Raw genomic sequence first — 26,977 nt, 5'->3', positions numbered from 1 at the left:
GTGTTGAAGATCAGAGACTAAGGAGCATTTGAAGTTTCGACCATGAAATCCCGTTTCGTACGGGAGAAAGGATTCGTCATGTCTGGCATTCATCACATCACCGCCATCGCAGGCGACGCATCTCGCAACCTGGATTTTTACACGCGGGTGCTCGGCCTCCGGCTCGTGAAGAAGACGGTCAATTACGACGATCCGGGGACTTATCATCTCTATTTCGGCGATGAGGAAGGACATCCGGGCACGATCCTCACGTTCTTTCCTTGGGCGCATGCGCCGAAAGGGAGAGCAGGCGTCGGGCTTGCGCAGCAGACGATGTTTCGCGTTCCCGAAGCAGCGATCGGTTACTGGGCACATCGGCTCGTTGAGAAGGGCGTGCCGCACGAAGCTATCGAAAAGCGCTTCGGGCAGTCCGTTCTGAGCTTCACCGATCCGGACGGCATGAGCCTGGCGCTTGTCGGCGTCGCAGGTGCCGAAACCGAAGCGGCATGGCTGGGAGGCGGTATCGCCGCCGAACACGCCATTCGCGGGTTTCACGGCATCAGGCTTCTGCTCGAAGACGCAAAGCCGACGGCGGCCATCCTGACCGATGTTCTCGGCTTCAGCGAAGGCGGCGTCGAAGGTCCGGTCACGCGTTTCGTTGCCAACGGAACGACGGCCGGTAGCGTCATCGAGATCCGCGAGGCGAAAGGATTTCTCGCGGGCAACATGGGCCGAGGCTCCGTCCACCACGTCGCGTTCCGCGCGACGACGGACGAAGCGCAGGCCGAAATGCGGCGCAAGCTCGTGGAGGGCCATCGCCTGCACGTCACGGAGCAGATCGATCGCAATTACTTCCGTTCGATCTACTTTCGTGAGCCGGGCGGCGTGATCTTCGAGATTGCAACCGATGAACCGGGCTTCGCGATCGACGAAACGGTGGCAACCCTGGGACAGGCGTTGAAATTGCCTGCATTCCTGGAAAGCCAGCGGCAAGAAATCGAAGCGAGCTTGCAGCCTTTGGAGCAGGCAGCATGACGACATTGAAATCCAATGTCATCCGCGCGGGCGCACCCATCGGTGCCGCCCGTGCGGCCGTTGTTCTGGTACACGGACGCGGGGCGAGCGCCGAGAGCATGCTCGGCCTCGCCAACGCGTTCGCGACGTCGGACATCGCTTACATCGCGCCGCAAGCGCCGTCGGGAAGCTGGTATCCATACTCGTTCATGGCACCCTTCGCGCGGAACGAACCGCATTTCGGTCACGCGCTGACCATGCTTTCCGACATCGTCGATGATCTCGGGAAGCAGGGCCTCCCGGCCGAGCGCATCGCGCTTCTGGGATTTTCCCAAGGCGCATGCCTGGCTCTAGAGTTCGCGGTCCGCAATGCGCGGCGCTACGGCGGAGTCGCGGCGCTCAGCGGTGCATTGATCGGGCCGGAGGGCACGACCTGGGATTATCCCGGTCAGCTCGCAGGCACGCCTGTGTTCCTCGGGTGCAGCGATGTCGATTCTCATATTCCGCTGGCGCGGGTTCATGAATCGGCCAACGTGCTTCGCGCGCACGGCGGCGACGTGACCGAGATCATCTATCCAGGTATCGGTCACACCATCGTGCAGGATGAGATCGACCACGTCGAAAGAATTCTGCGCAGCATAGGCACGTCTGAGGGGTGACGGAATGGAGTTCGACTTCGAACGGCTCGCGGCCGACGACCGTTATAAAATCCTGACGAGCACGATCGTGCCGCGGCCCATCGCCTGGGTCTCGTCAATCTCCAAGAACGGCGTTCGCAATGCGGCGCCGTTCAGCTTTTTCAACGCCATGAGTAAGACGCCGCCGATCATCGCAATCGGAATACAAGCCAATGCCGACGGTTCGATGAAAGACAGCGCGCGCAACATTCTCGACACGCTCGAATTCGTCGTCAACCTCGTGCCCCGCGCTGTGGCCGAGGCCATGAACCTGACATCCGTCGATGCTCCGCCGGATGTCGACGAGCTGTCGATGGCCGATCTTGCAACGTTGCCGTCGGTGAAGGTGAAGCCGGAGCGAATTGCAGCGAGCCCCGTCGCGTTCGAATGCCGTTTGCACACCCCGATCGAAGTTGCGCCGAGCCAGCTCATCGTTCTAGGCGAGATCGTACACGCGCACGTGGCGGACGAATTCGTGCTCGATGCGGAGAAGCGCTACATCGATACGCCAGCGCTTGATCTGATCGGGCGGCTGCATGGACGCGATTGGTATTCGACGACCAGCGATATCTTTCAGATCGAACGGCCGGCGGCCTACAGCGTTCGATCCGCACGCGGCGGCTGAGTTCAGCTGCTCTCGAGTTCGACCTCGGCACGCAGGCTCTCGAGATCACGCGAGACGGTCGCGACGGCGAGCGTGCGGCCGCTTTTCAGATACGTGACTTTGCAATCGCGGGATGACGGGTCGCCGTCGATCTCGATCTTATCCCATTTTTCCGCATGGCCGACGTAAGATACCGTGACGTCGAAATGCTGACTCCAGAAGAATGGCGCGGCATCGAAGGGCTGACGACCACCAAGCATGTTGATTGCGGCCGTCTGCCCCTGACGTTCAGCCACCACCCAGTGTTCGACGCGGATCGGCGCGCCGCTGTGCGGGTCGGGCCAGCGCGCGATATCACCGGCTGCGTAAACGCCCGGCACGCTCGTTTGCAGATACTGATCGACGACGACGCCGTTGTCGATCGTCAGTCCAGCAGCCTTGGCGAGTGCGGTATCCGGCTGAACGCCGATACCCGCGACGACCAGATCAGCGGGAATCCGATCGCCTGACTTCAACGTCACCATGTCTTCGTCGATCGCCACGGCCGTCGTTCCGAAATGGAAGACGACACCGCGCTCTTCATGGATCGCACGGATCATGTCGCCGAGTTCGGCGCCAAGAACGCGTTCGAGCGGGCGCGACTGCGGGCCGACGACGTGAACTTCGATGTCGCGCGCGCGGAGCGATGCGGCCGTTTCAAGCCCGATGAAGCTCGCGCCTATGACAACGGCACGCTTCGCATCTTTGGTTTTGGCGAACAGCGCGCGGCTATCATCCAGCGTACGAAGATAATGCACGTGCGGCAGCCCTGCGCCGGGGATATCGAGGCGAACGGGTGCCGCGCCTGTCGCCAACAATAGCGCGTCGAAAGCTACGTGGCTTCCATCCGCGAGCGTTACCTCGCGCTCAACGGTATCGATCGCAACGACGCGCGTTTTGAGCCGTACGTCGATCTTCTGTTCGTTGTAGAAGTCCGGCGTTCGGAGTGGGATCCAATCCTCGGAGGCGTTTCCCGCAAGATAGTCCTTGGAAAGATTGGGTCTGTCGTAGGGCAGCGCGTCGTCGGCGCTCAGGATCGTAACGGTGCCTTTGAACTCTTGCCGGCGCAGCATTTCTGCTCCCGCATTGCCTGCCGCTCCGCCCCCGACAATCACAACCGAGCGAACATGACTGTCGGGCTTGACCTGCTGCTTTGGTGATTTCTCGATCTTTTCGCGGACGAAAACTGTTTCGCCGCTTTCCTCGATCCGGAAGCAGGATACGGGGTTGAGCGCGGGCGCGCGCAACGCTTCTCCTGTCCGCAGGCTGAAGCACGCATGATGCCAGGGGCAGCGAACCGTGTCGCCGACCAACAATCCCTCGGCGAGCGGCCCATTGTAATGCGTGCACGTGGCGCCGACGGCGAATATTTCGGCGCCAGTTTTCGCGAGCAGAACAGCTTCGCCATCAAAGTGACCGAGCAGCATCTTGCCGTCCACGATGTCCGATGCGGGAACACCGCGCGCGAAATCCGGGCCGGAAAGTTGCTGCTCGTTCGATGACATGCCTATTCTCCGTCGTCGTATTATGCGCCGTTCGGCACCTGCCGCGTTGCTTCAAACAGGAACCAGACGCGACGCTCTGTTTCGTCGATCCAATTCTCGAGCAGGCTCGTGGTTGCCACGTCGTTATGCTCGTCGCAGAGGTCGTGTACTTCCTGCATCGAACGGACGAGCTGCATGTTGTCGTCGCGCAATTCGGACAACATGTCCTCAGGCGTGACGTAATCGGCGTCGTTGTCGAGGACGCGCTGCAGCTTGGCGATCTGGCCGGTCGAACGGAGCGTGGTGCCGCCGATCTTGCGGGCGCGCTCGGCGATGTCGTCGGTCATGTTGAAAATCTGCGTGCCCTGCTCGTCGAGCATCAGGTGATAGTCGCGGAAGTGCGGACCGGACATGTGCCAGTGGAAGTTTTTCGTCTTCACGTAGATTGCGAATACGTCGGCGAGAAGAATGGTCAACGCACCGGCAATGTCCTTGATCGCGTTATCGGAGAAGATCGAAGGCGTATCGAGAGGCGCCTTGCGCCGGGCTTTGGCGGATTCGGGCTTCATGACGGTCTTCCTTATGATGCGGGTTGGCTAACGAGGGGGAGAGTCGATCCAACAGACGTACCGTGACTGGTTCGGCGAGATGGACAACGCGCAACATAATTATTCGCTCCGTTCGTTACGATTAGCTGATCAATTTTTTTTGTTTGAGCTGCCGCTCAACCAGCATCATGCCGCCGCCGGCCCGGCCAGCTGAATCCAGGCATCCGAGCAATTGACGACGATCAAGCTTTGGATGTCCGATTGAACCCGAAGGTTCCTCGGCCCTGCACATGCCCGCGCCAAAATGCGTTAATGCTCGGGGTTTTATTGAAAGGCGATGCAATCGCGTTGAGCCGCTTGTGTCGCGTGCGGGCTCGGCGCGGCGTCAGCGGTCGCTAGTGGCGGCCAGCGCATGGCTCGGTGATTGCGAGATCTCTTGACCCTTCGCGACGCTCATGTCGTTTCCGCGCCAGACGAACGTATCGCCCGACCAGCCTTCGAGCCAAAGCACCGGCAACAGAAGGTCTCGCGTCATCCATGCCAGCGGCGACATCAGGCGGAGATGCCAACCTGCGACGGATGCCAACACTGCTTCGGCTCCGTACCAGACGCCAACGAGAGCCGTCAGAGCCACGAGCGGATCGACATCGAAATTCGCCGCGGCGGCGACGCCTGCCAATATCGGAAAAAAGCTTCCGGTGAAGACCTCCGGCGCATAGAATAGCTGGAACGTCGCGCGCCGCAGGCGGGCCCAGCGCACCTGCCGGTCCCACACTTGACGGAGTTTGCGCGGGCCCAGTGGCTGCTCGAAAGGCCGGTCGACGAGGCGCACGCTCAAGCCGCGCGCGCGGACGATCTTCGTTGCCGCCGCGTCTTCGGCGATTTCGCGGCCCAGCGCTTCGATGCCGCCAACGGCGTCCAGAATATCGCGCCGCCAGAGCATCGATTTTCCTTGCGCGAAGCCGAAGCCGACTGCGTCGGCCGCCGATTGCCATCGCGCCTGATAGGTATTGAGGAACGCGCATTCGAGCTCGGCTTGAAAACCGATCGGACGACTGCCGACCGGCGGCGAGCACACCAATCCGACGCCGGGTCCGAAAGCCGCGAACATATCGTCGAGATAGTCAGGCGGCATCAGGACATTGTTGTCGGCTAGCACGATCCAAGGATGGCGCGCGGCTTCCCAGCCTTTGACGACGTTGTTCAGCTTTGGATTGCTCGTTGGACGATCGTCGCCAATCAGCAGCCGCGCCGGAATGTGCGGATGTTGCGCGATCAGCTTGCGAACCAGAGGCACGGCCGCATCGCCTTCGCGCGCGGCGCAGAAGATGATTTCGTAGGAATCGCTCTGAAGCTCGAATGTCGAGCGCAGAGTCAGCTCGTCGAAATGGTCGATACCGCAGACGGGCCGCACGATGCTGACCGGCGTCGATTCCGGTTCGCGGCGCTTTGTGCGCGCGAGCACGCGGAATAGTGCGAGAGCGATGGTAATGAGATGTATTGCCGTCGCCAGGGCGCAAAAGATCAATGCCGCCGTCGCCAATCCGGCCATCGTGCCTCCGTCGCAAAGCCTATCGCTGAATTTCAGGATTTGATGAAATTTCGACGACGGATCGGCGACGGGTGCATGACAGGAACGCGAGTTGGCACGCAGCGCGGCGAAAGAGGTTTCGTCTCAGCCAGCCGGCGGTCTGTTCGTGAGACGCGTGTAGAGTGACGTTGCTCCGTAAGCGCCGAGTAGCGCCAGCGCCACCATGCCTGCGACCGAAGGGAGTCCTTCGTTGAGACCCGCGTTGACGAGGCCCCAGTATGCAATCGCCGAGCCGATAAGGCCGCCGATTGTGCCGAGCACGATGTTCGCGAAGCCACGCAAGGAAAGGCCGTACAAGAGCCCAACGATGATGCCGGGATAAAGTGCAGGCCAGAAATGATCGCCCATGAGAGCCCCTCGCTCCGAACGCTGAGATAGCTGCATCGTCGATCGGCGCGCCGGATGTCAAGCGACGGCACCAAAGACGCGGCTGATCGCGAGCCGTTGCACGTCACTTCGCAGGACAGGCTCAAACGAAAAGGCCGGAACGAAAAAACCGGCGCGTTGTGCGCCGGTTGAAGTTTCTGCTCGCTCTAACGAGCGGCCAAGTCCAGGAGTGCAAAGCGTGGCTTAATGGAGGTGTCAGAAATCCGGTTCCGGTCCGACGGCCGCGATCGCTGGCAGTGGGTCCCATACCGCCTGGTTGTTCCCGGTTTCAGTCTTCTGCTGGCGCGAAAGAATGTAAACTTCGCGGGAAACGCGCGTTTTAATGCGCTTCGGCTGGCCGCGCAGCCTCTGGAAATAGCTGTAGCGTTCACTCATAGCGACGCGCCCTCCAGTGCAGCTGACGCGTGACGACGCCGGCGACGGCTGACCGCGTGTGCGATGGCTGCACGCTCCGCGAGAAGCGCGTTTGCGAAACGGCGGCCTTCGAGCGCGTGATAGCTGCGAAGAGCCGCATGAAACTGATATTCGCGCTCGCCATCTTCGCGAATGATCACGCCGGCCTGGTCGTCGCCGACTTCAATGACATACGATTTGGACATGAGTTCATCTGTTGCCGGCGGTTGCGCCAGCATCCTCTGGTCATCAAGTTGTTGGGTCAGTGCGTTGAACTGCGGGAACGTGATCAGCAGCCACAACAACAGGACATCGGCGCGAATGCGCCCGGTATCTTGGCCAGGGGATCTTTGATCAGGTCAGTCATAGCGGTCTCCATCTGCGGAGCCCACGGCGTGCGTGAGGCTTAGCGTTTGATGACGCGGCGCAAGTCGCTTCCGAAATCACCGCGGCCGACGCAATGGCGCGCCGACAGATGCAAGAAAGCCGAGTGGCCTCGTAAAGTAAAAGAAGAAGAAGTGGATTGCTTTTCGGGGCGGTTCTGAAACAAATCGCGCACCCGAAACAAACGGCAGTGCAGCAAGGCGTCCGCCTGTCGCCAAGTCATTGTTTCAGCACAGATTTATCGCACCCTGGGGAGCCTTTATGAAGATTTGCATGATCGGAGCGGGTTACGTCGGGCTCGTTTCGGCGGCCTGCTTTTCCGATTTCGGGTGGACCGTAAACTGCGTCGATAACGACCCCAACCGATTGGCCGCACTCAAAGCCGGGCAATCTCCGATCTATGAGCCGGGTCTGGAAGCGCTCATGGAGCGCAACGTCAAAGCCGGACGGCTGGTGTTCACGGACGATCTCAAAACATCTGTCGCAAATGCCGACGTTGTTTTTCTCGCGGTTGGAACGCCGATGCGGCGCGGCGACGGCTATGCGGACCTTTCCTACGTCTTCTCTGCGGTCGAGGAGACAGCGCAATATCTCGACGGCTTCACCGTCATAACGACCAAGTCGACGGTTCCGGTCGGCACAAGCCGCGAGATCGAACGACGACTCAAGGCGAAACGCCCTGATGCGGATGTCGCGGTGTGCTCGAATCCGGAATTCCTGCGCGAAGGTTCGGCGATCCAGGACTTCACGCATCCCGACCGCGTGCTCGTCGGAACCGACGACCCGCGCGCACGCGACGTCATGGAACGCCTTTACAAACCGCTCGCGCTGCGCGGCTCTCCGGTCATGTTCGTCGAACGGGAATCGGCCGAGCTCGCGAAGTATGCCGCGAATGCGTTTCTCGCGCTCAAGATCAGCTTCATCAATGAAATCGCCGACGTGTGCGAAGCCGTCGGCGCCGATGTGCAGGAAGTTGCATCGGCCATCGGCCGGGATCGGCGAATTGGCGACAAGTTTCTGCATCCGGGTCCGGGTTATGGCGGCTCGTGCTTCCCGAAAGATGTCTCGGCGCTGGTCAGAACGGCGCGCGAAGCGCGTGCTCCGGTCTCGATCATCGAGCAGGTCGAACGGGTCAACCACGAGCGTAAACTCGCCATGGCGGTGCGCATCGAGGCGGCTGCCGGCGGATCGGTGCGCGGCAAGACCGTCGCAATCCTCGGCGTGACGTTCAAGCCGAATACCGACGATATGCGCGATGCGCCGAGCCTGCTGATCGTTCCAATGCTGCAGGAACGCGGCGCAACGGTCCGGGCCTGCGATCCGCAAGGCCGCAAGCAAGCCGAGCCGATGCTTCCCGGCGTCACATGGTGCGAAAGCGCCGATGAAGCCGCGACCGGAGCCGACGTGCTCGTGATCGTTACCGAGTGGAACGAATACCGTGCGCTCAATCTCGAAGCTATCAAGTCGCGCATGAGCGGCAGCACGATCGTCGATTTGCGGAACGTCCTCGATCCTGCGGCGGTCCGGGAGCTTGGCATCGCGTACACCGGCATCGGCCGCGGCAGGCACACGGCCAGCCAAAAGACCGGCTGATCGTCGTTCGATTTGGCGTTCCCTATTGGCGGGGCATTGCATCTCGCCAATAGGACAAGTTGCCGATACGCGTCATCGTTATCGCCCTGATCGGTGAGGCGAATCGGCAGCAGAAATCCGATTTAAGGCGGAGTTTCCCGTTCCGGCGACGACCTCGCGCAAGCTTCAGATTGCAAGCTTGCCGGCGCAGCGCATCGGGGACCCTCGCTTTATGGCAGCAACAAAGACCGCAGACAGCGGCATCGGACTCGTATTGGGCCAGCGCGACGCTGGTCTCGCGGTCGGCGTCGTCGCCATTCTGACAATCCTGTTCCTGCCGCTCCCCTCGTTCATGATCGACATGGGGTTGGCGCTGTCGATCGCGCTGTCGATCGTCATTCTGATGGTCGCGTTGTGGATACGACGCCCGCTGGAATTCTCCGCGTTCCCGACCATTCTGCTGATCGCAACGCTATTGCGACTTGCGCTCAACGTGGCGACGACGCGCCTCATTCTTTCGCAAGGCGCGGAAGGACCGACGGCGGCGGGGCACGTCATCGCGGGCTTCGCCCAGTTCGTGATGGGCGGCGATTTCGTCATCGGCATCATCGTCTTCATCATTCTCGTCACCGTCAACTTCGTCGTCATCACCAAGGGCGCGACGCGTATCGCGGAAGTCGGCGCGCGGTTCACGCTCGACTCGCTGCCCGGCAAGCAAATGGCGGTCGACGCCGATCTTTCGTCGGGCGCCATCGACGAAAAGGAAGCGATCCGCCGCCGCCGCGAACTCGAAGAAGAAAGCCAATTCTTCGGCGCCATGGACGGTGCGTCGAAATTCGTTCGCGGCGATGCGATCGCTGGCCTGATCATCACGGCCGTCAACATTTTCGGCGGCGTGATCATCGGTGTGACGCGCCACGATCTGCCGTTCGAGCGGGCGCTAGATACGTTCGTCAAGCTGTCTGTCGGCGACGGTCTCGTCACGCAGATGCCGGCGTTGATCGTGTCGCTTGCAGCCGGCCTGCTCGTTTCCAAGGGCGGCACGCAGGGCTCGACCGAAGGCGTGATCGTCAGCCAGTTCGGCAACTATCCGCGCGCGTTGATGCTGGCGGGCGGCGTCATGGCCGTTCTCGCCACGGCGCCCGGACTCCCGCTGCTGCCGTTCGCTGCCATCGGTGGCGTCCTGGGTTTCATAAGCATCGGCCTGACACGACAGAAGGAAGCCGGAGCCCGCGCTGCCGCATCGGCCAAGACAACCGATCAGGCGTTGTCGCCGGAAGAGCAATCGCGGCAATCCATTCGCGATCAGCTCAAGACGACGGAAATCGAGATCTGCTTCGGCAAGCAGATTTCGACCGTTCTGATGCGTCCGAGCAGCGATCTTCCGCAGCGTGTCGCGAAGATGCGCCGCAAGTTCGCGAAGCAGTACGGCTTCGTCGTTCCGGAAATCAAACTTGCCGAAGATCTTTCGGTGCCGTCGAAGAGCTATCAGATCAAGGTGCACGGCACGGTCGTCGCCAGCGCAGAGCTTCGACTCGGCGACGTCCTGGTCGTTGTCGGCGACGGGCCGAAGCCCGACACGCCAGGCGATGAGACGCGCGAACCGGCGTTCGGCATGAAGGCGATCTGGGTGCCCGATATCTTTACGAACGCGTTGAAGCGCGACGGTTTCGTGCCGGTCGAAAATTCTTCCGTGCTTCTGACGCACGTGGCGGAAGTCATCCGCAACAGCCTCGCGCAGCTTCTCTCCTATCGTGACCTGCGTTCGCTTCTCGATCGGCTCGACCCCGAATACCGCAAGCTGCTCGAAGAAATCTGCCCGTCGCAGATTTCCTATTCGGGCCTGCAAGGCGTTCTGAAGATGCTCCTTGCGGAACGGATTTCCATTCGCAACCTGCATCTCATCCTGGAAGCGGTTGCTGAAATCGCACCGTTCTCGCGCAAGGCCGAGCAGATCACCGAGCATGTGCGCATGCGGCTGGCTTCGCAAATTTGCGGCGACCTCAGCGACAACAACTACCTGAAGATCGTTCGTCTCGGCAACAAATGGGAAGTCGCGTTCCATCAGGCGTTGCGCCGCGACGCCAAGGGCGAGATCATCGAATTCGATATCGATCCGCGTCTCATCGAGCAATTCGGCGCCGACCTCGCGCGCGTCGTACAGCCGCTTATGGATGCCGGTCATCAATTCGTTCTGGTCACGGCCGCCGAGACGCGACCTTACGTCCACACCGTCACAGAACGCCTCTACGGCACGTTGCCGGTGCTCTCGCACCTCGAGATCAGCCGCGGCGTGCAGATTCAGTCGCTCGGCTCGGTTTCATGAGCGAGCTGACGCAGCAAACGCTTCTGGTGCCGCTTATCGTTTTCTGCCGTGTCGGCGCGTGCTTCATGGTGTTGCCGGGGTTTTCGAGCGACCGCATCCCGGTGCAGCTCCGGCTTTTCGTCGCGATCGCCATTTCGCTCGCGATCATGCCGATCGTTTACGACGACGTACGGCCGGTGGCGGCAGGCCCCGCCGAGGGACTGGTTTCGATCATCGTCACTGAAAGCCTGGCGGGCTTATTCCTCGGCTTTATCGTACGCATCTTCTTTCTCGCGCTCGAATTCGCAGCCATCGCGATGGCCAACCTCGCCGGCTACGGATCGGCATTCTCGCACGCGATCGAAGGCAACGATCCATCGACGCCGTACTCCGTCTTCGTAACGCTGCCCGCTGTCGTGATGTTTTTCGTGGCCGATCTGCATATCGCCATCATCCGAATGCTTCAGAATTCCTATGCAGCGCTTAAAGTTGGCTCCGAATTCGCAGCGCCTCCCAATCTTTCTATGATCGTCTCGACGTTCGGCTCGGCGTTCAAGCTGACGCTGCAGCTCAGCGCGGCGCTCGTCGTTTATTCCGTGATGGTGAACCTCGCGTTCGGGTTTCTCAACAAGATGATCCCGCAGATTCCGTCATACTTCGTCTCGACGCCGTTCGTCGTTCTCGGTGGACTCATCATCCTGCTGCAGATCGACGGCGGAATAATCGGCATCTTTTCTTCGCTCGTCATGCAGGCGATCGCAACGCTGGGTCAAAATGGCTAGCCAGACCAAAAAACTTGGCCGCATTGCTGATGTGTTCCACGACCTTGAGACGGTGGAGCGCGTGCGCGTCAGCGATTTGACGCAAGAGATCGCTTCGCTGCGCGCAGCCCAGGACGACATATTTCGCAGCCTAGAAAGTCCGTCGCCCGTCAACGGTCTCTTCACCGCGCTGCTGTCGAGCCGCGTCGGCCGTCTCGAACGGCGAATCCAACAGTTGTCGCGCGAACACGAGATCGCGCTGAAGCGTTATGCCGAGGCAGCCGCCCGCGGACGGAGCGCCGACCGCCTTCTCGCTGAGGCAAAAGGCGAAGATGCGCGCAAGCGCGAACAGGCCGAACTCGAGGCTCTGCTCGAATTTCAGGAAGCCGTCGGCGCGCAAGGCCGGGGTAAGTCTCCGCGTCCAAGCTGAGACAATCTTCCATGTTCGAAGTGATATTTCTTGATGTCCGCCATCCTTCGCACCTCGGCCGCTGACGTCGCGACCTGGACAGCCGGGCAAACAGTCCGGCCGGCGAAGACGGCTGCCGCCAGCACGGAAGCAGCCGCACCGCAGGCCGACCCTGCGGCGACGAAAAAAGCCAAAGAGGTCGCGCAGCAATTCGAGGCTGTCTATCTGCGCCAGATGATCGACGCGTCGATGCCGAAAGATTCCGCATCGCTGTTCGGCGAAGGAACGTCGGGCACGATGTGGCGCTCGATGATGACGGACACGCTCGCGACAAGTCTGTCCAAGACGGGCACGCTCGGCATTGCGAACATGATCCTCAAATCTGAAACCGGACGACTTAAGGACAAGTAGCATGAGCACCGGCGCATTCGGCGAAAAAGTCAAAACGCCTCTTCCGAGCGCCAGGTCCGCCGCGCCAATGGGCGGCCTGGCCGCCGCGAGTGCACGCCGACCCGCCATGCCGCGCGCGGGCACGCACGATGCGGATGTCGCGCGTGCGATGGTCTTTGCGGTGATCGCACGCATCGAGGGCTATCTCGACGAAGAAACGCACGCCTTGGACAAGTCATTGAAGTTCGATTTCAAGACATCGAACGATCGCAAAAGCCAGGGGCTTCTCGACCTCAATCAGGCGCTCCGGCGTTTGCAGAAATCCGACGTCAATACAGACCTGCAGCTTCGCCTTGCGCAATTCCGCGAAAAGCTCTCGGTTAACCTGCGCAAGATCCGCCTGCATCTCGATGCCGTCAAAGAAATCGCAGCGATGCTGTCGGACGCGATCCAGAATGCTGAATCGGACGGCACGTATACGCGCAACATCGGACCTTACAGGAACGCGCCGTGATACGGATGATCCTGCTCGCTTTCGTTGCATGTCTTTCGACGGTCGGCGGCGTCTATGGCGCGGTCGCGTGGAAATCATCGATGAGCGCGGAGCCGAACAAATCCGAAAATCATAAACTGCAGATGCTGAAGACGCCGATGGTCAGCGTCCCCATTCTTTCTGATGGGGAGGTTCTCGGCTACGTGGTGACACGCCTTCAGTTTACTGCGGACGCCGACCTGCTCAAAGAGAGCTCGGTGCAGCCGGAAGCTTTCGTCGCCGATGAAGCGTTTCGACTGATCTACGAAACTGCGCCGAAGGATCTCAAGGCCGGGCGCAAGAATGCCATCAAAGAGCTATCGGCAAACATCGCCTCGGGCACGAACGAGCGCCTTGGCCGCAACGTCGTCAAGGACGTGATGATCGATAGCTGGACCTACCTCTCCAAGCAGGACATGATGAAAAACCATGAACGCGCTCCATAATCGCTACGCCTTCGAGGATGTTCTGCGTCAATCCGAGCTTGCCAACGCGCTGAAGCTCCGCAACGTCGACGAAGCGCTTGCCGACCTCGGCACTCGGCGGACCAACTTCGCCGCTCGCGCCACCACGGTTTCCGTTCTTGCCGGACTTGTCATCGTGTCGGCCGCAATTTTTGTTGCGGGTTATTCGGCGCTGCTTTCCGATACGCCCGCGGTTTGGATTCATCGCCTCATGGCGTTGACGCTGGCGCAGAGCATTCTCATCGGGGCTATCGCGATGAAGGTTCTGCCGATGATCGAAGGCAAAGGGCTTTCGGTTCGCATCGCTTTCCCGGGCGGCGCACGTCGACAACCGTTGCTGGAGCGGAAACAACTCGCACCGGAACAGCCTGCTCCACTGCCGCCGCCGGCGCCCAGACCGCCCTTCATCGGCGGCAAGCTGGCAGGTCGCGAATATATGGAATTTGACGACGGCACGATCGAGATCGACACTCTCATCGGCCGCCGCCGATTCATCTCGATTGATGCAGCGCGCGAATTCGTCGGGGCGTGATGTTCTCGCGATCTCTTTAGGCGGTCAGCTCGAAGTCGTCGAAATCGCCGGCGCCGTTATGTGATGCGTCGTCCCGTTTGATACCGTTCAAACGATCGCTCATTTCGGCGATTCTCACGCAGCGCGAGGCTTCGGCGACATCGATCTTCCAATCCGGCGACGATATTTTCGAAGCGCCTCCGAGATAGTCGGAGATCGCTTCGAGACTTTGCGAGATACGGTCCAGAGACTGCAACTCGTAGAGTGAATGCGATCCGCCGAAAGCTCCGGCAACGACGAGATTCCCGATCAATTCCTGCAGATCGTTGACGCCGTCCGACAGCATGCGGATTTCTTCGCTCACCATCGTCAGGACTTCGGGAACGGGCACGAGCGCGCCTGCTGCACCATTTGTATTGTTTTTGTCGCCGCTCATTTTGTTCCGCGTCCCGTCAGAAAATTCAAAACAGTTCGAGTTCGCCCGCGTTGCTCGCCACGACGCGAGGCGCCGTCACAGGCGGACGTTCGATCTCCACGGTGCCGGTGAGCAGACTCTGCCGTGCGCGTCCGGAAACCGGCCAATACTGTATCCGTCGCCCTTGCAGGCCGCCGGTGCTGCCGCCGACGTAGGCGATGCCTTCGTCGCGCAGAAACCGCTCGGCGAATTCCGCATTGTGCTTGCCGATATCATTGTGGCTTCGCACTGTTCTCGCGCCGCCGAACAGCTTCGCCTCCAGCCGCTCGCGACGGGCGCCGGCCTTGAGCAAACCGTTCACAAGCAGCTCCATCAGGTGAACGCCGAGACGTTCCGCCTCGCCCGCTTTCGTCCGTGTGTTCGTTCCCGGCAAAAGAAAATGGTTGATGCCGCCAACGCCCGCCAGCGGATCGCGAATGCAGGCCGCGACGCATGACCCGAGGATCGTCGTCACCACGAGTTCGCTGTCACCGGTGACGAAGTACTCGCCCTGGATGATGTGAACGCGATTATCTCGCCTCAACCCTGACGTCATGTCAGCTTTCCGACAACAGCCTCGATGCACGTTTTCAATGCCGGGACAGTGAAGGGCTTGGCGAGAAAATTGTTCAGGCCCCACTTTTTGCCTTCATCGATCAGCGCTTTGTCGCCCTTACCCGTCACAAGGATGAAACCGACCTTGCTCGTCGGGCCGTGCTGACGCAAAGCACGCAGCAACTGAATGCCATCGATTTTCGGCATGTTGAAATCGGATATGACGAGATGACATGGCGTCGTCATCATCAGCTTAAGGGCTTCCTCGCCGTCCTTGGCGACTTTGAACGATTTAAGCCCGATTTGATCGAGGCCGTCGGTCAAGAGCGCGCGGCTGACGGACGTATCGTCAACGACCATGATCGAGAGTTGCTGCATTGAGGGCATATTGGCCTCCTAGTGTTTTTTGATTGTTGACGTTTCTGACACTATTGCCGCTGCGAGGCGGTCGAGTGGCAACTGCTTTTCAACTGCGCCGATGTCGAATGCAGCCTTCGGCATTCCGTACACGATGCAGCTGGATTCATTCTGTCCGAATGTTCTGGCGCCTGCTTTGCGCATGGACAACAGTCCGGACGCGCCGTCGCGGCCCATACCGGTCAGTATGAGGCCCACTGAGCGCGATCCGCACGAGCGCGCCACCGATTCAAACAGAACGTCGACCGAAGGGCAGTGACCGTTGACCCGGTCGCCTGCTTTCATAACGCAGCGCAAGTCACCCTTGCCGGCAATTTCGAGATGAAGCGATCCGCCCGGCGCCAGGAATACCTGACCCGGCGCGAGTTTTGCTCCATGCGTCGCTTCCTGCACCTGCGCCGGGCATAGACGATTGAGGCGGTTTGCGAAGCTCTTCGTAAACGACGCCGGCATGTGCTGCGCGATGACGGTCGGCGGACAGTTTTCAGGAAAATGCGACAGAAGTTCGATCAGCGCTTCGACGCCGCCCGTGGAAGCGCCAATCGCGAGCACGCGCCCATCGGAAGCATACTGCCCGTGCGCGGATCTGGCTTCGACCGCATTTTTTTGTCTCTCGCTTTCGGTCGTCAGCGGGCGAACGCGTGCCATCGCAGCGATCTTGACCTTGAACGGCAGCTCCTCAAAATTGTGTTCGTTGCCGGGCCTTGGCTTTTCAATGCAATCGACCGCACCGATCTCGAGCGCGCGCACAGTTTCCTCGGCACCGCGGCTCGTCAGCGTCGACACCATGATGACCGGCATCGGCCGCAGCCGCATGATCTTTTCGAGAAATTCGAGGCCGCTCATATTCGGCATCTCGACGTCGAGCGTCACGACATCTGGATTCAGCGCCTTGATCGCCTGCCGGGCCTGCAGCGGATCTTCCGCTTGTCCGACGACTTCGATTTCGGCATCCGACGAGAGCGCCGTCGCGATCAGACCGCGCATCGTCGAGGAATCGTCAACTACGAGAACTCTTATTCTTTTCATCTCTGTGCGTCGCTTTTCTTGCGATAACTCGTAACGCCGTTTGCGGTCAGGATGTTCATTGCCGGTCCGGACACGCGTTCGGAGTGTCCGATGTAAAGATCGCCGCCGTCCGCGAGCAGGCTCGCGAGGCGCTTCCAGATTTTTCCCTGCGTTTCGTGATCGAAGTAGATCGCGACGTTTCTGCAAAAGATCGCATCGAACGGCCCTTTGAACGGCCAGTTGCCCATCAGATTGAGTTCGCGAAACGCAACCAGTGCACGCGCCGCTTCTCCGACGCGCATGCTGTCGGCGTCGCCTGTCACCGGCTCGAGCCATTTCGTGCGCAGAGCCTGGGGGACTTCGGCGACCTCCTCGTTGCGATAGAGACCGCGCTTGCCATGCGCGACGACGTTCGGATTGAGGTCGGTTGCCAGAATTCGGATATCGAGTTGCCGCGCGTCAGGAAAGACGGAGAGAACCGTGAGCGCCATCGAGTACGGCTCTTGTCCGCTCGAGCAGGCGGACGACCAGAGGCGCAGGCGTCCGCCTTTGCGAATGTGGGCGGCGCGCGGTTCGAGAACGTTTTTCTTGAGATATTCGAAATGATGCGGCTCACGGAAAAAGCGCGTCACGTTGGTCGTCAGCGCGGCGATCATGTTGCCGCGCTCCTGGTCGTCGCCGTGAACCCGGTCGATGTACTCGGTAAAGTTTGGAAGTCCGAGGCTGCGCAATCTCTTGGCCAGCCGCGAGTAAACGAGCGTCGCTTTGGACTCCGGGAGATCGATGCCGGCTTCGGCCTTGGCGATTTCCGCAATCGCGCGGAAGTCCGCCGCGGCAAACGCAAACTCGCCGGTGACAAGTGGCGCATCCGCGGCTCTCGCCGGCGCGCGCTGAACCGCCAGTGTCATGCCGCGGCCTTTGCTGCAATCGGCAATACATTGTCCAGCGCGACGATGCTGATCATGCGCCCGTCCACCGCGTACACGCCCTTGACGAAGGTTTTCGCCATTTCGGACGCGATATCCGGCGTCGGCTGCATCGAGTCTGCCGATGAGGTCAGAATGTCGGACACGGCGTCGACGAGCAACCCCACGATCTGCTGATGAATATGGACGACGATGATGACGCTGCGCGGCGTCGACTCCGTCAGACCCAGTCCAAAACGCATCGCGAGATCGACGATCGGAAGCACAGCTCCGCGCAGATTGATCACGCCACGGACGTAGTCCGGTGCGTGCGGCAACGGGGTTGCCATTGTCCAACCGCGAATTTCACGCACGCACATAATGTCGATACAGAATTCCTGCGCGCCGACGCGAAACGCTACGAATTCACTGTTTGCAGCTTTGGCTGCCGGTCCGTTCTCTTGCACGATCCTAACCTCCCGTTCCATAGCGAAGCTCGCCGGACACTGATTCTTCAAATGAACCCGTCACCAAGGCGTCGACATCGAGAATGAGCGCAACGCGCCCATCGCCGAGAATCGTCGCCGCAGCGATGCCTTCGACGGTGCCGTAATTTGCTTCAAGACTTTTGATGACGACCTGCCGCTGATCCTGAATCGAATCGACGAGCAGCGCATTCCGTGCGCCACCACCCGTTTCGACGAGGATCGCGACGCTGTTTTCCGGCTGCGCGGCGGTCTCACGAAATCCGAGCTGCGTACCGACATCGATCAGCGGCACAAATGTATTGCGAATCGACATGACGCGGCCTTCAGCGCCGAGCGCGTGAATATCGGTCTTCTTCGGCTTGAGCGTTTCGACAATCGCGGTCAACGGTACGACCAGCGTCTGTCCGGCGACGGAAACCGCCATGCCATCGAGCACGGCAAGCGTCAGCGGCAGGCTCATCGAGAACGTGGAACCCTGGCCGGGACGCGATGAAATCGAAATGCGGCCGCCGAGCGCCTGGATGGATCGCTTCACGACGTCCATGCCGACGCCGCGACCGGAAATATTCGAGATCGTCGAAGCGGTCGAGAAGCCTGGCAGAAACAGAAGATTGTCGATTTCGCTATCCGTCAGCTGAGCGTCAGCTGGGATAAGCCCCTTCTTGATTGCCGAAGCTCGCACCTTGGGTCGATCGATGCCGGCGCCGTCGTCAGCAATCTCGATGACGATACGACCCGAGCGATGGGCGGCTGTCAGACGCACCAAACCTTCCGCGGGCTTTCCGGCGGCGAGTCGCTGCTCGGGCGATTCGATGCCATGATCGACTGCATTGCGGATCATATGCGTCAACGGCTCGGCGAGACGCTCGACAACCGTCTTATCGATTTCGGTCGCTTCACCGTCGGTCTTGAGACGGACTTCCTTACCCGTTGCGTCGGCGACTTCGCGAACGATGCGCGACATGCGCTGGAACAGCGGTTTGACCGGCTGCGCGCGGATCGCCATCACGCTTTCCTGAATCTCGCGCGTCAACTGCTCGAGCTCTTCGAGCCCGATAATGACGGACGACGAGCCTGAAAAATTTGCCTCGATGACTCGCTGCGAAAGCATAGCCTGGTTGATGACAAGCTCGCCGACGAGGTTGATCAGGCGATCAACGCGGTCGAACTCAACCCGGATCGTCGTCTGCGCGGGGACGGCAGCCGATTTGGCGTCCGGCTTCGTTGCTTCAACCGCCACAGCCGGAGCCGGAATTATTTCGGCCACTACCGGTGCGATTTCAATTTCCTGCGCTGGCATCGCGCTTTCCGCTACAGCGTCTGCCTCCGGGGCTGCCGGGGCTCCAAGCGCTTTCGCGAGCAGCGCAGCGATGTCGGCATCGGAGACTTCCGGCTGACCGTCGCTTTCAATCGAGAGTTCGGCTTCGCCCTCGACGAACTCGAAGACTTCACGAACGTCCGCGATCTCTTGGCCCGACGTTAGGCGGATAGACCAGGAAAAATATGCGCCGTTCGGATCAATGTTCTCAAGGTCGGGTAGTGCCGAAGCATCGCACGTTGCCTCCATTGACCCGAGCCGATTCAGCTCGCGGAGTACGAGGGCCGTTTCGTTGGCGTTGGCGTAGAGTTCCGGCCGCGGTGTGAAGCCGATGCGATACTCGTGCGAGGCCGATACCTCTTCCTCGGGCGCCGCTTCCACAGAGACGCCAGAAAATCCAAAATCGATTACGGTCGGCTGGAAGTCGATTGCTTCTTCGACCTCTTCTTTGCCGTCGATCAGCGTCAGGCTTTTGATGTCGGAAGCGACGGTTTCATAGCTCGCTTCATTTATTTCTCTACCCTCGCGCGACGCCTCGACAAGGTCGGCAAGAACGTCAGCGGCGCGGAGCATGATTTTCATCATTTCCGACGTCGGATTGAGTTTTCCGCTTCGAACGAAATCGAGCGCCGTCTCGAACGTATGCGCAAACTGCACGAGCTGCGTCAGTTTGAACGCGCCCGCCCCACCCTTGATCGAGTGCACTGCGCGAAAGACCGCATTCACCGTTTCGGAATCGGTGCTGCCTTCGTCCATCGCAAGCAAGCCGATTTCCATTTCGGAGAGCTGTTCTTCGCACTCCTGAAAAAAGGTTTGCCGAATTGCCGCCATTGAGTCCACGACCGTCACCCCCTGATTGCCGTGTTAAGCCGCGACGCGCCGAATGGCGGCGATGAGTTTCGTCGGCTCAAATGGCTTGACGATCCATCCCGTTGCGCCGGCTTCTTTGGCGCGCTGCTTTTTCGCCGCGTCGCTTTCCGTCGTCAGAACGAGAATGGGAACCTTCCGGTACCGATTGTCCTTGCGCACCGCTTCAATTAGACCGAAGCCGTCCATCTTCGGCATGTTGATGTCTGTGACGATGACGTCGGGCGTCGACTGCTGGAGAACGTCGAGGCCGTCGACCCCGTCGACCGCCTGCACGACATTAAAACCAGCTTCGACAAGCGCCATTCGCAGCATGTCGCGCATCGTGCGCGAGTCGTCGACCGTGAGAATCGTTTGCATTACTGATGTCCTTCAAGCAGCAACTCTTGATGCGGCAGTCCAACGAGCGCGATCGTCTCGAGAAATTCAGAACTTGGGTTTTCCAGGCGATAGCCGAGGCCGTCGCGCTGCCATGATCTTGCCGCGGCGACGAGCACCTGCAACGACTGCACGCCGACGCGTCGAACCTGGCTTGCATCGACGGCGATGGCATTGCCACGCTGTGTCAGCAGCATTTCCTTGATCGTGATCGCGGCCGCCGAATCGAGACAATCCGGCAGCATCAACGGCTGCGACGGCTGATCCTCCACAATCGGTGACGCCGTCGAGATTGGTGCTTCGTCCGCGGCGAATTCAAAGGTATCGATCGTAGGCGCTATGGCTTCCGAACTCGCCTTCGTCTTTGATCCTTTGGCGGCAGCCGTTTTCTTGGGACCACGGCTCGGGATAGCTGATTTCTTTTTTGCGCGAGGCATCAGAATTCCTCCCAACCGGCGTCAGCGCCTGCGGCCGCGTACGAGCGACCGCTGCCGTTTGCGGCTACTTTTGCCCGGCCTGCCGAGTTGCTGACACGCACGGCCGGTTTTGCCGCTTCGCGTCGTGGCGCAATGTCAACGACGGTCTCGTCGCCAGTCTTGAAGCGGCTGACCAGCGTCGCGAGTTCTTCGGTCTGCTGCGCCAACGTTTGCGTCGCCGCCGTCGCTTCCTCGACCATCGCCGCGTTCTGCTGCGTCACCTGATCCATTTCGTTGACGGCGGTGTTCACCTGCTCGAGCCCATGCGCCTGCTCGTTTGCGCTTGCTGCAATTTCGCTGACGATCGAATTGATTTCGGCGACTTGCGTCACAATCCGGGTCAGAGCGAGGCCGGTCTCACCGACGAGCTGCACGCCCTGCGAGACTTGTCCCGTGGAAGCCGAGATCAATCCTTTGATCTCTTTCGCGGCTTCGGCGGAGCGTTGCGCCAATGCCCGGACTTCCGACGCGACGACCGCAAATCCACGACCCGCATCGCCAGCCCGCGCGGCTTCGACGCCGGCATTCAAGGCGAGAAGGTTGGTCTGGAATGCGATCTCGTCGATCACGCCGATGATCTGGCTGATTTGCTTCGATGAGCTTTCGATGCCGTTCATCGCTTCGATTGCTCGACGCACCACTTCGCCACTCTTCTCGGCATCCGATTTTGCGACGGAGACCGTCTCACGAGCATGCGTTGCACCGCGCGCCGTCTTGTTGACCGTGTCGGTGATTTCCTTGACCGCTGCCGCCGTCTCTTCGAGGCTGGCCGCCTGGTTTTCAGTCCGGCGCGAAAGATCGTCCGAAGCCTGCGAAATTTCACCCGTGCCAAGCTTGATGCTGGCCGTGCCTTTTTTGACGAGAGAAATCGTACTCTTCAGCGTCGTCGCTGCGGAGTTGAAGTCCGCCTTCAGCTTTGCGAACTCCGGCGCGACGTCGATATAGAGACCCGTTTCGAGATCGCCTGCGGCGAGTTCCGAAAGCGCGGCGCCTAAAGACTCGACGACGACGTTGATCTGCTTTTCAGCTTCGCGCTTCTGAACCTGCGCCTGCTCCAGCTGGCTCATCATCAGGTTCATCTGGCTGATGATCGGCTCATATTCGGAGATGACCTTCTCCGTGATATGATGCTCGAAATCGCCGCGAGAGATGCGATCTGCCGCCATCGTGAACGCATCCATGAAGCGCTCATGTTCGCGGGCATAGTGATCGCCTTGCTCCTGCTGCTGTTTTGCCGCTTCGACAGCCGCATCCGTCATTGCCTTCTGCTCGACCGCAGCCTCTTTGAAGCGTGCGAGCGCCTGGGCGATCTGACCGTTCTCATTGCGATCCGTCAGGCAGGGGATCTCGACGCTGAGATCCTTCTTGCTGATCTGATCCATGGCGCGGACGAGGCTCGCGAGCCGCTTTGACATGCCTCTCGCAAGGACCGTCACAACTCCGACCGCTAGAATGGTCGCCGCGATAAGCAAGGCGAGAGTGCGATACAGCCCGGTTTGCGCCTCGTTATTGCGATCCTCCGCCAGCTGAATGAACAGCTCGCCCGCATTGGCTGCCATGGTACCCGTCGCCTTATGTGCCGCAGACACAGCGGCGATCACATCAGCACCGAGAGCTGGACGCTGGTAGTTGGCGGCCTTGATCGCCGACGCGATTTGATCGATGTGAGCGATGAGCTGAACGCCAGCATCTGCCAGGGCTCGCTGCTCACCGTTAGCGGCATCCATTGTCTTGATATCGGTAAGCGGCTTGCGCAGATTCTCCAGCGCGCCATTTAGCGCGGCATAGTCGATTGCAAGCGCGGCTTCGCTGGCTTGCGGCGCAGTGAGCGTGCTGCGAAGACTGACCAAGTTTTGCGCGATCGCCGACAGGCTTTCAGTGAAAATCTTCTGAGCGTTGTGCGTATCGGCCGACAAATCTGCGGACATTGCCGATGCGTCGGCGATGGTGTTCAGCAATTCCGAGCCGGCCTTGCTTTTGTCGGTCGCGGTTTTGGCATTCGCAAATGTATCGATGGCCGGCTCGACTCCAAGCCCTCGGCCCGTCGTTCGCGCAAGTGTCGCCAACCGGCTGCTCATTCCAGAGGCGCCAGTCTGGTCGCTACTCATCTCGTCCCAGACGGCTCGAGCGAGCTTAGCGCCTTCGACCTCCTTCTGAAGTTCATTGATCTGTGTGCGCTTCTGCTCCGCATACATGTACATCTGACCGAGCGACGGAATCAGAAATACGGCCGATATAAGTGCAAGCCGACGCGGCATTGACCATTTGCTATTGATATGCCCGATGACCATTTTTTTTGACCTGGTTTGATGTGGCGGTGGGGAGGCGGCTTGCTGGAATCGGTAGCCGATGCGCATTCGGAAACGGCCTCACAGTCGAGGCTCGTTGGTTCGTCAGCGCTGCTGGAATGCACGTTCGCTTTGCGATGGAGCGCGCTGGTGCAGCGAAGAGCGGAAGCTGCGACCGCGAATTACGCGGGATCGAAGATCATATCGATCGATTGAATTCGCGCGCATCGGCACGAGGGCCGATGATCGGGTGAAAGGCGCCATCGTCTTGTTCCTGCTTCTTTGAGCTCGGAACATGTCGGGTTGTAGCCGACACGGTTGCGCGGCGTCATGCCTATGATTTCAACTATCAAGCAACCGTTCGGCAAAAATAATTCGCAATGTTATCGAATTGGTTTACGCCGCGAAAATGATGTATTTATTTTTGTGATTTCGTTGCCGACTTGCGATTATGCGAGTCTTTTCAATACCTGACGGCCCATTCCTTCCGACTTTATTTTTCCCACTAGCGCGTCGCCCAGGAAATTCGACGCGGCGGCTTCGTATATTTGACGCCAATATAAACGCCTTCCGAATGCGCCAAACGGCATTTCACGACGAAATCGTCGCCCGGAATTTCGAGTTCCAAATCCGGCCCAACAGCGGCCGTTTCCGTGAGCTTGATTCGCGCGCCAGCATCGGAAAAATCGACAACTGCGCCCGGCAAACGGCGGCCGTCACTCGTGATAATGACTGCCGATTTGAATACCGACCGTCTCCCGAATTGCCGTCGCTCCGGCCTCTTATCAATAGGCAAGACACCCTCACTTCAATATTCGAGGTGACCATTGCGCGAATAACTTGCGGGGCCCTTAAAACGCCTTTTCGCCTTCTATCCAATTGGCTTGCCGGGTTGCATCTGAATCTCCATTCGCGGCCCCAATTTCAATGCAGGCTCTGCTTTTTTAAAATGTCTCTTTCCCCGGCCTGCGTTGCCCCTTTTCGAAACTCGACTAAGGCGACGTTAAGATGTTTCCATCAAATTGTTCGCATCGGATCGGCGTATATCACCTGTGATGGTGAGATCGCTTGTGCGGCATTCCTATCTCGGCACGTGGCGGCATGGCTCTCAATTTCGACGGTTTAGCGTCTAATGCTGCGGTCGCCCGCTCCTCCGGCCGGCGCCGGCCTGCAAACGTGAATTTTGCGGAAACGTCCTGGGGGCGGCGCGGCTTTGCCTCTGCACTCGACCAATTCGGCATTATTTCGATCACCGATCCAAATGGCCGGATTCTTCACGTCAATGACGCTTTTGCGCGGCTTAGCGGATATTCTCGAAGCGAACTCATTGGCCAATCGCACGCGATCCTGAATTCATTGCATCACCCTTCGGCCTTTTGGGCTGATGCCTATCGCACGTTGAAGGCTGGACGGCCTTGGCGCGCGCAGGTGATGAACCGTTGCAAGAAAGGCCGTACATACTGGGTTGACGCCCTGATCGTTCCGCTCATCAGCCGTAACGGCCTCAAAGGGTATCTCTCGGTTCAGCGCGATATCACGGAGCTTCTGCGGCTGCGCAGCGAACTGGACGTCAACGCCGAACTGCTCCGGACCATCGTCGACAATTTCCCCGGAAGCGTTGCTGCCTTCGACAAGGATCACAAGCTTCTTCTTTGTAATGAGCGCCAACTCGACTCCATCAGCTGCTCCAGCGCGGCAATCTCCGACCTCCCGCAGACCGCTGAGGATTTCTATCGCGCTGAGGCGCGACGCAACGAATGTGCGGCGGCCGATATTGAAGCTTACGTCCGCAACCAAATTGCGTCGGCCGCCAGCCCAGCTGCTCAGGGCATCGAGCGCCACCACTCCGACGGTTCCGTCACGGCTACCCGCACCATTCCTCTCGCGCGAGGCGGATTTGTCAGCATAGCGACAGATATCTCTGGTTGCCGACAATCTTTGGCAGCATCTGCCCGGCCGTCTCACGACGATGTTCAAAGCAGGCCGCTCGAACGCCAGACTTCGCTGACCAGCGAACAAGAGAACGCCGCATTTTTTGGAACACCCAATGACGGGCAGCACGACCAGCGCATGCAAATAGAAACGGAGATGCGCGAAGCTCTCGCCAATAATGCGTTCGAGCTTCACTATCAGCCCATCGTCAACATCAAGACGCGCAAGATCGTCGGCTGCGAAGCGTTGATCCGCTGGCGCCACCCCGAGCGCGGCCTGATCCCGGCATCGGAATTCATTCCTGTGGCGGAAGAGTGCGGCATCATTGGACAGATCGGCGACTGGGTTCTCAAGACAGCGTGCGCCGAAGCGAGCCGATGGCCCGACGACATTTGGATCGCAGTCAACATCTCCGCGGCACAGTTCAGCGGCGGGAATCTCGTTGACAAGATCTTGGCACTCTCAAAGCGATTGCCTGCCTCGCGCCTTGTCCTCGAAATCACCGAAACGCTTTTGATGACGGACCGCGAGAGCGCTGCGGCAACGCTCGAGCGTCTCAAGAAGCTCGGCGTGCGGTTTGCAATCGACGATTTCGGAACAGGGTTTTCGTCTCTAAGCTATCTGCAGAGCTTCCCGTTCGACAAAATCAAGATCGATCGTTCGTTTGTTTCGAACACTGCCAACCAAAAGCGGTCGGCAACGCTGCGTCGCTCGATCATTCAGCTTGGCTACAATCTTGGGATGACGAGCGTCGCGGAGGGCGTCGAAACCACGCAACAGCTGGATCTCCTGCGCGCCGAGGGATGCATCGAAGCGCAGGGCTTTCTGTTTTCGCCTGCGGTTCCGTCAGAAAAAATTCGAGAGCTGTTTTCGCAGCCGCTTTGAATCTGGAGGAAGGATCTTCAAGCGCGCTTGCGAAATATGAATCCGTGGGGAATGTCGAAATGCTGGGGGCACTTTTAAAATCGTCCGAGCCTATCAAACCGCGGCGCGCCTCGCCGCCGGTGAGCGGCACGGCGGATGGCTTCGCGCGATTTGAAGCTCTCGTCTGCGAGTTTCATTGGACGGCACTGCAGATCGGTGGGATCGCGTCCTGCATGAATGCGAGCCTGGCGTCGCGGCGAAGCTGGATGCTACGTGCCTGCAATAACCTCATTCCTGTCGAGTCGCCGATCGTCAAGATTGCGTTACGCTCGTGGCAGGACATTGGGCTGCCGCGCGACCTCGCAGCTGCCATTGCACGCGCCTACTTCGATCTCGCGGATGCCAAAAAGCTTACGATGCCGTTGCTCGACAGCGCGGGACTATTCGCCGGTCCGCAAATTCCGCTCGCCAAGCTCGAGCAGATTGCCGTCGTGTGGCGAAAGCTTGCGGAGGATTGTCGCGATGCCGTGTTGGACCTTGAGCCCGAAACGCGCTGGCGGCTCAACGGCGCCTACACCGGAAATGCTCTGCTGCTCAGCCGATTTTTGAAAGAGGCCATCACAGGATCGCAGACGTGCATCAATCAGCAGGGCGAAGTGGCCTTGCCGATCCTGCCGCAACGCCGGCAAAGTCCGAGGTTTTCCGCGGCGCAGCCATGCAAGATCTTCTCGCAGGCGGGTGCATTTTCCGCATTTGTGCGTGATGCTTCGAGGAACGATTTGAACGTCGATTGCGATCAGGAGTTTCGTCTGAAAGATGCTGTCGTCGTCATCCTGCGGAACGGCCGCAAAGTGCCGGGCTTGATCGTGTGGTCGAAGAACGGCAAGGCTGGCGTCCGATTCGACTGCCCGCTCGCCGATGATGATCCTTTGATATCCGGCTGACGCTTTACGCACGGGATGTGCGTCGCGACCGCATTATCT

The 26,977-nt window shown here is 59.7% G+C and carries 30 protein-coding genes; 13 read left to right on the top strand and 17 right to left on the bottom strand.

Translation table 11 applies throughout. The features are described 5' to 3' along the window. The first annotated feature begins 78 nt into the window (after positions 1 to 78). Genes HYPGJ_RS13420 through HYPGJ_RS13410 form a run of 3 tightly spaced genes read left to right on the top strand, consistent with a single transcriptional unit; the run spans position 79 to position 2,295 of the window. On the top strand, positions 79 to 1,014 hold the full coding sequence (locus HYPGJ_RS13420) for a ring-cleaving dioxygenase (RefSeq protein ID WP_046848404.1): 936 nt from the start codon (positions 79 to 81) through the stop codon (positions 1,012 to 1,014). After that, positions 1,011 to 1,652 (top strand): dienelactone hydrolase family protein, encoded by a 642-nt coding sequence (locus HYPGJ_RS13415; protein ID WP_046847597.1) that lies wholly within the window; start codon positions 1,011 to 1,013, stop codon positions 1,650 to 1,652. The genes HYPGJ_RS13420 and HYPGJ_RS13415 overlap by 4 nt, the downstream gene beginning before the upstream one ends. Before the next feature lie 4 nt (positions 1,653 to 1,656). Further along, positions 1,657 to 2,295, top strand: a complete 639-nt coding sequence (locus tag HYPGJ_RS13410) for a flavin reductase family protein (protein WP_046847596.1) — start codon at positions 1,657 to 1,659, stop codon at positions 2,293 to 2,295. Positions 2,296 to 2,297: 2 nt separating this feature from the next. On the opposite strand, the gene HYPGJ_RS13405 is transcribed toward HYPGJ_RS13410, so the two are convergent. From HYPGJ_RS13405 to HYPGJ_RS13380, 6 genes are all read right to left on the bottom strand, one after another. Beyond that, positions 2,298 to 3,818 (bottom strand): apoptosis inducing factor family protein, encoded by a 1,521-nt coding sequence (locus tag HYPGJ_RS13405; protein WP_046847595.1) that lies wholly within the window; start codon positions 3,816 to 3,818, stop codon positions 2,298 to 2,300. Between the two features lie 20 nt (positions 3,819 to 3,838). Then, positions 3,839 to 4,366 carry a DNA starvation/stationary phase protection protein gene (locus HYPGJ_RS13400; protein WP_046847594.1) on the bottom strand — a complete coding sequence of 176 codons (528 nt, stop codon included), beginning with the start codon at positions 4,364 to 4,366 and terminating at the stop codon, positions 3,839 to 3,841. A gap of 364 nt (positions 4,367 to 4,730) precedes the next feature. Further along, a complete protein-coding gene (locus HYPGJ_RS13395; RefSeq protein WP_046847593.1) occupies positions 4,731 to 5,897 on the bottom strand; it encodes a ceramide glucosyltransferase in 1,167 nt (388 codons plus the stop codon). 123 nt (positions 5,898 to 6,020) lie between these two features. Further along, positions 6,021 to 6,284, bottom strand: coding sequence for a hypothetical protein (locus tag HYPGJ_RS13390; protein ID WP_046847592.1), 264 nt, complete (start codon positions 6,282 to 6,284; stop codon positions 6,021 to 6,023). Positions 6,285 to 6,518: 234 nt separating this feature from the next. Beyond that, entirely contained in the window at positions 6,519 to 6,698 is a 180-nt protein-coding gene (locus HYPGJ_RS13385; RefSeq protein ID WP_046847591.1) for a hypothetical protein, read from the bottom strand. Next, positions 6,695 to 7,018: a hypothetical protein gene (locus HYPGJ_RS13380; protein ID WP_244466138.1), complete on the bottom strand. Its 324-nt coding sequence runs from the start codon at positions 7,016 to 7,018 to the stop codon at positions 6,695 to 6,697. The genes HYPGJ_RS13385 and HYPGJ_RS13380 overlap by 4 nt, the downstream gene beginning before the upstream one ends. Positions 7,019 to 7,361: 343 nt before the next feature. On the opposite strand from HYPGJ_RS13380, the gene HYPGJ_RS13375 reads away from it, so the two are divergent. The 8 genes from HYPGJ_RS13375 to HYPGJ_RS13340 all read left to right on the top strand — a co-directional run bounded on the left by HYPGJ_RS13375 (position 7,362) and on the right by HYPGJ_RS13340 (position 14,065). Then, the gene (locus HYPGJ_RS13375) at positions 7,362 to 8,693 is read left to right on the top strand and encodes a UDP-glucose/GDP-mannose dehydrogenase family protein (protein ID WP_046847590.1); all 1,332 of its coding nucleotides are present in this window, start codon (positions 7,362 to 7,364) and stop codon (positions 8,691 to 8,693) included. 211 nt (positions 8,694 to 8,904) lie between these two features. Then, a complete protein-coding gene (gene flhA / locus HYPGJ_RS13370; protein WP_046847589.1) occupies positions 8,905 to 10,998 on the top strand; it encodes a flagellar biosynthesis protein FlhA in 2,094 nt (697 codons plus the stop codon). After that, positions 10,995 to 11,759, top strand: coding sequence for a flagellar biosynthetic protein FliR (locus HYPGJ_RS13365; RefSeq protein ID WP_046847588.1), 765 nt, complete (start codon positions 10,995 to 10,997; stop codon positions 11,757 to 11,759). The genes flhA and HYPGJ_RS13365 overlap by 4 nt, the downstream gene beginning before the upstream one ends. Beyond that, the gene (locus HYPGJ_RS13360) at positions 11,752 to 12,168 is read left to right on the top strand and encodes a hypothetical protein (RefSeq protein ID WP_046847587.1); all 417 of its coding nucleotides are present in this window, start codon (positions 11,752 to 11,754) and stop codon (positions 12,166 to 12,168) included. Before HYPGJ_RS13365 ends, HYPGJ_RS13360 begins: the two co-directional genes overlap by 8 nt. A 33-nt stretch (positions 12,169 to 12,201) precedes the next feature. Continuing rightward, positions 12,202 to 12,558 carry a rod-binding protein gene (locus HYPGJ_RS13355; protein ID WP_046847586.1) on the top strand — a complete coding sequence of 119 codons (357 nt, stop codon included), beginning with the start codon at positions 12,202 to 12,204 and terminating at the stop codon, positions 12,556 to 12,558. Position 12,559: 1 nt separating this feature from the next. After that, a complete protein-coding gene (locus HYPGJ_RS13350) occupies positions 12,560 to 13,051 on the top strand; it encodes a hypothetical protein (RefSeq protein WP_046847585.1) in 492 nt (163 codons plus the stop codon). A 5-nt stretch (positions 13,052 to 13,056) separates the two neighbouring features. Further along, complete coding sequence (locus tag HYPGJ_RS13345; RefSeq protein WP_083984126.1) at positions 13,057 to 13,515, top strand: flagellar basal body-associated protein FliL; 459 nt, start codon at positions 13,057 to 13,059, stop codon at positions 13,513 to 13,515. Then, positions 13,499 to 14,065 carry a hypothetical protein gene (locus tag HYPGJ_RS13340; protein WP_046847583.1) on the top strand — a complete coding sequence of 189 codons (567 nt, stop codon included), beginning with the start codon at positions 13,499 to 13,501 and terminating at the stop codon, positions 14,063 to 14,065. The genes HYPGJ_RS13345 and HYPGJ_RS13340 overlap by 17 nt, the downstream gene beginning before the upstream one ends. Before the next feature lie 16 nt (positions 14,066 to 14,081). On the opposite strand, the gene HYPGJ_RS13335 is transcribed toward HYPGJ_RS13340, so the two are convergent. The 11 genes from HYPGJ_RS13335 to HYPGJ_RS13280 all read right to left on the bottom strand — a co-directional run bounded on the left by HYPGJ_RS13335 (position 14,082) and on the right by HYPGJ_RS13280 (position 23,994). Further along, a complete protein-coding gene (locus HYPGJ_RS13335; protein ID WP_046847582.1) occupies positions 14,082 to 14,480 on the bottom strand; it encodes a hypothetical protein in 399 nt (132 codons plus the stop codon). A gap of 25 nt (positions 14,481 to 14,505) precedes the next feature. Further along, the gene (locus tag HYPGJ_RS13330; RefSeq protein ID WP_046847581.1) at positions 14,506 to 15,054 is read right to left on the bottom strand and encodes a chemotaxis protein CheD; all 549 of its coding nucleotides are present in this window, start codon (positions 15,052 to 15,054) and stop codon (positions 14,506 to 14,508) included. Further along, positions 15,051 to 15,440 carry a response regulator gene (locus HYPGJ_RS13325; RefSeq protein WP_046847580.1) on the bottom strand — a complete coding sequence of 130 codons (390 nt, stop codon included), beginning with the start codon at positions 15,438 to 15,440 and terminating at the stop codon, positions 15,051 to 15,053. Before HYPGJ_RS13325 ends, HYPGJ_RS13330 begins: the two co-directional genes overlap by 4 nt. A 9-nt stretch (positions 15,441 to 15,449) precedes the next feature. Continuing rightward, on the bottom strand, positions 15,450 to 16,499 hold the full coding sequence (locus HYPGJ_RS13320; RefSeq protein ID WP_046847579.1) for a chemotaxis response regulator protein-glutamate methylesterase: 1,050 nt from the start codon (positions 16,497 to 16,499) through the stop codon (positions 15,450 to 15,452). Continuing rightward, a complete protein-coding gene (locus HYPGJ_RS13315; RefSeq protein ID WP_046847578.1) occupies positions 16,496 to 17,386 on the bottom strand; it encodes a protein-glutamate O-methyltransferase in 891 nt (296 codons plus the stop codon). The genes HYPGJ_RS13320 and HYPGJ_RS13315 overlap by 4 nt, the downstream gene beginning before the upstream one ends. Beyond that, the gene (locus HYPGJ_RS13310; RefSeq protein ID WP_083984186.1) at positions 17,383 to 17,850 is read right to left on the bottom strand and encodes a chemotaxis protein CheW; all 468 of its coding nucleotides are present in this window, start codon (positions 17,848 to 17,850) and stop codon (positions 17,383 to 17,385) included. Before HYPGJ_RS13310 ends, HYPGJ_RS13315 begins: the two co-directional genes overlap by 4 nt. Before the next feature lie 4 nt (positions 17,851 to 17,854). Next, on the bottom strand, positions 17,855 to 20,020 hold the full coding sequence (locus HYPGJ_RS13305) for a chemotaxis protein CheA (RefSeq protein ID WP_046847576.1): 2,166 nt from the start codon (positions 20,018 to 20,020) through the stop codon (positions 17,855 to 17,857). A 33-nt stretch (positions 20,021 to 20,053) separates the two neighbouring features. Next, positions 20,054 to 20,416: a response regulator gene (locus tag HYPGJ_RS13300; protein WP_013217024.1), complete on the bottom strand. Its 363-nt coding sequence runs from the start codon at positions 20,414 to 20,416 to the stop codon at positions 20,054 to 20,056. After that, positions 20,416 to 20,871 carry an STAS domain-containing protein gene (locus HYPGJ_RS18855; RefSeq protein WP_052750904.1) on the bottom strand — a complete coding sequence of 152 codons (456 nt, stop codon included), beginning with the start codon at positions 20,869 to 20,871 and terminating at the stop codon, positions 20,416 to 20,418. Before HYPGJ_RS18855 ends, HYPGJ_RS13300 begins: the two co-directional genes overlap by 1 nt. Further along, positions 20,871 to 23,201 (bottom strand): methyl-accepting chemotaxis protein, encoded by a 2,331-nt coding sequence (locus HYPGJ_RS13290; RefSeq protein ID WP_046847575.1) that lies wholly within the window; start codon positions 23,199 to 23,201, stop codon positions 20,871 to 20,873. Before HYPGJ_RS13290 ends, HYPGJ_RS18855 begins: the two co-directional genes overlap by 1 nt. 502 nt (positions 23,202 to 23,703) lie before the next feature. Further along, a complete protein-coding gene (locus HYPGJ_RS13280) occupies positions 23,704 to 23,994 on the bottom strand; it encodes a PilZ domain-containing protein (protein ID WP_046847573.1) in 291 nt (96 codons plus the stop codon). 380 nt (positions 23,995 to 24,374) lie between these two features. Here HYPGJ_RS13280 and HYPGJ_RS13275 point away from each other — a divergent pair, with 380 nt between their 5' ends. Beyond that, entirely contained in the window at positions 24,375 to 26,015 is a 1,641-nt protein-coding gene (locus HYPGJ_RS13275; RefSeq protein ID WP_244466135.1) for an EAL domain-containing protein, read from the top strand. 59 nt (positions 26,016 to 26,074) lie between these two features. Then, a complete protein-coding gene (locus HYPGJ_RS13270; RefSeq protein ID WP_046848402.1) occupies positions 26,075 to 26,938 on the top strand; it encodes a PilZ domain-containing protein in 864 nt (287 codons plus the stop codon). Positions 26,939 to 26,977 lie beyond the last annotated feature (39 nt).

Origin of the sequence: Hyphomicrobium sp. GJ21 (assembly GCF_001006785.1) — a bacterium.
Lineage (GTDB): Bacteria > Pseudomonadota > Alphaproteobacteria > Rhizobiales > Hyphomicrobiaceae > Hyphomicrobium_B.
This window is presented reverse-complemented; position numbering and strand designations above follow the sequence as displayed.

Coding starts and splice junctions, on each gene's coding strand:
- HYPGJ_RS13420 (WP_046848404.1), top strand. CDS start 79: ATGTCTGGCATTCATCACATCACCGCCATCGCAGGCGACGCATCTCGC.
- HYPGJ_RS13415 (WP_046847597.1), top strand. CDS start 1,011: ATGACGACATTGAAATCCAATGTCATCCGCGCGGGCGCACCCATCGGT.
- HYPGJ_RS13410 (WP_046847596.1), top strand. CDS start 1,657: ATGGAGTTCGACTTCGAACGGCTCGCGGCCGACGACCGTTATAAAATC.
- HYPGJ_RS13405 (WP_046847595.1), bottom strand. CDS start 3,818: ATGTCATCGAACGAGCAGCAACTTTCCGGCCCGGATTTCGCGCGCGGT.
- HYPGJ_RS13400 (WP_046847594.1), bottom strand. CDS start 4,366: ATGAAGCCCGAATCCGCCAAAGCCCGGCGCAAGGCGCCTCTCGATACG.
- HYPGJ_RS13395 (WP_046847593.1), bottom strand. CDS start 5,897: ATGGCCGGATTGGCGACGGCGGCATTGATCTTTTGCGCCCTGGCGACG.
- HYPGJ_RS13390 (WP_046847592.1), bottom strand. CDS start 6,284: ATGGGCGATCATTTCTGGCCTGCACTTTATCCCGGCATCATCGTTGGG.
- HYPGJ_RS13385 (WP_046847591.1), bottom strand. CDS start 6,698: ATGAGTGAACGCTACAGCTATTTCCAGAGGCTGCGCGGCCAGCCGAAG.
- HYPGJ_RS13375 (WP_046847590.1), top strand. CDS start 7,362: ATGAAGATTTGCATGATCGGAGCGGGTTACGTCGGGCTCGTTTCGGCG.
- flhA (WP_046847589.1), top strand. CDS start 8,905: ATGGCAGCAACAAAGACCGCAGACAGCGGCATCGGACTCGTATTGGGC.
- HYPGJ_RS13365 (WP_046847588.1), top strand. CDS start 10,995: ATGAGCGAGCTGACGCAGCAAACGCTTCTGGTGCCGCTTATCGTTTTC.
- HYPGJ_RS13360 (WP_046847587.1), top strand. CDS start 11,752: ATGGCTAGCCAGACCAAAAAACTTGGCCGCATTGCTGATGTGTTCCAC.
- HYPGJ_RS13355 (WP_046847586.1), top strand. CDS start 12,202: ATGTCCGCCATCCTTCGCACCTCGGCCGCTGACGTCGCGACCTGGACA.
- HYPGJ_RS13350 (WP_046847585.1), top strand. CDS start 12,560: ATGAGCACCGGCGCATTCGGCGAAAAAGTCAAAACGCCTCTTCCGAGC.
- HYPGJ_RS13345 (WP_083984126.1), top strand. CDS start 13,057: ATGATCCTGCTCGCTTTCGTTGCATGTCTTTCGACGGTCGGCGGCGTC.
- HYPGJ_RS13340 (WP_046847583.1), top strand. CDS start 13,499: ATGAACGCGCTCCATAATCGCTACGCCTTCGAGGATGTTCTGCGTCAA.
- HYPGJ_RS13335 (WP_046847582.1), bottom strand. CDS start 14,480: ATGAGCGGCGACAAAAACAATACAAATGGTGCAGCAGGCGCGCTCGTG.
- HYPGJ_RS13330 (WP_046847581.1), bottom strand. CDS start 15,054: ATGACGTCAGGGTTGAGGCGAGATAATCGCGTTCACATCATCCAGGGC.
- HYPGJ_RS13325 (WP_046847580.1), bottom strand. CDS start 15,440: ATGCCCTCAATGCAGCAACTCTCGATCATGGTCGTTGACGATACGTCC.
- HYPGJ_RS13320 (WP_046847579.1), bottom strand. CDS start 16,499: ATGAAAAGAATAAGAGTTCTCGTAGTTGACGATTCCTCGACGATGCGC.
- HYPGJ_RS13315 (WP_046847578.1), bottom strand. CDS start 17,386: ATGACACTGGCGGTTCAGCGCGCGCCGGCGAGAGCCGCGGATGCGCCA.
- HYPGJ_RS13305 (WP_046847576.1), bottom strand. CDS start 20,020: ATGGCGGCAATTCGGCAAACCTTTTTTCAGGAGTGCGAAGAACAGCTC.
- HYPGJ_RS13300 (WP_013217024.1), bottom strand. CDS start 20,416: ATGCAAACGATTCTCACGGTCGACGACTCGCGCACGATGCGCGACATG.
- HYPGJ_RS18855 (WP_052750904.1), bottom strand. CDS start 20,871: ATGCCTCGCGCAAAAAAGAAATCAGCTATCCCGAGCCGTGGTCCCAAG.
- HYPGJ_RS13290 (WP_046847575.1), bottom strand. CDS start 23,201: ATGGTCATCGGGCATATCAATAGCAAATGGTCAATGCCGCGTCGGCTT.
- HYPGJ_RS13270 (WP_046848402.1), top strand. CDS start 26,075: ATGCTGGGGGCACTTTTAAAATCGTCCGAGCCTATCAAACCGCGGCGC.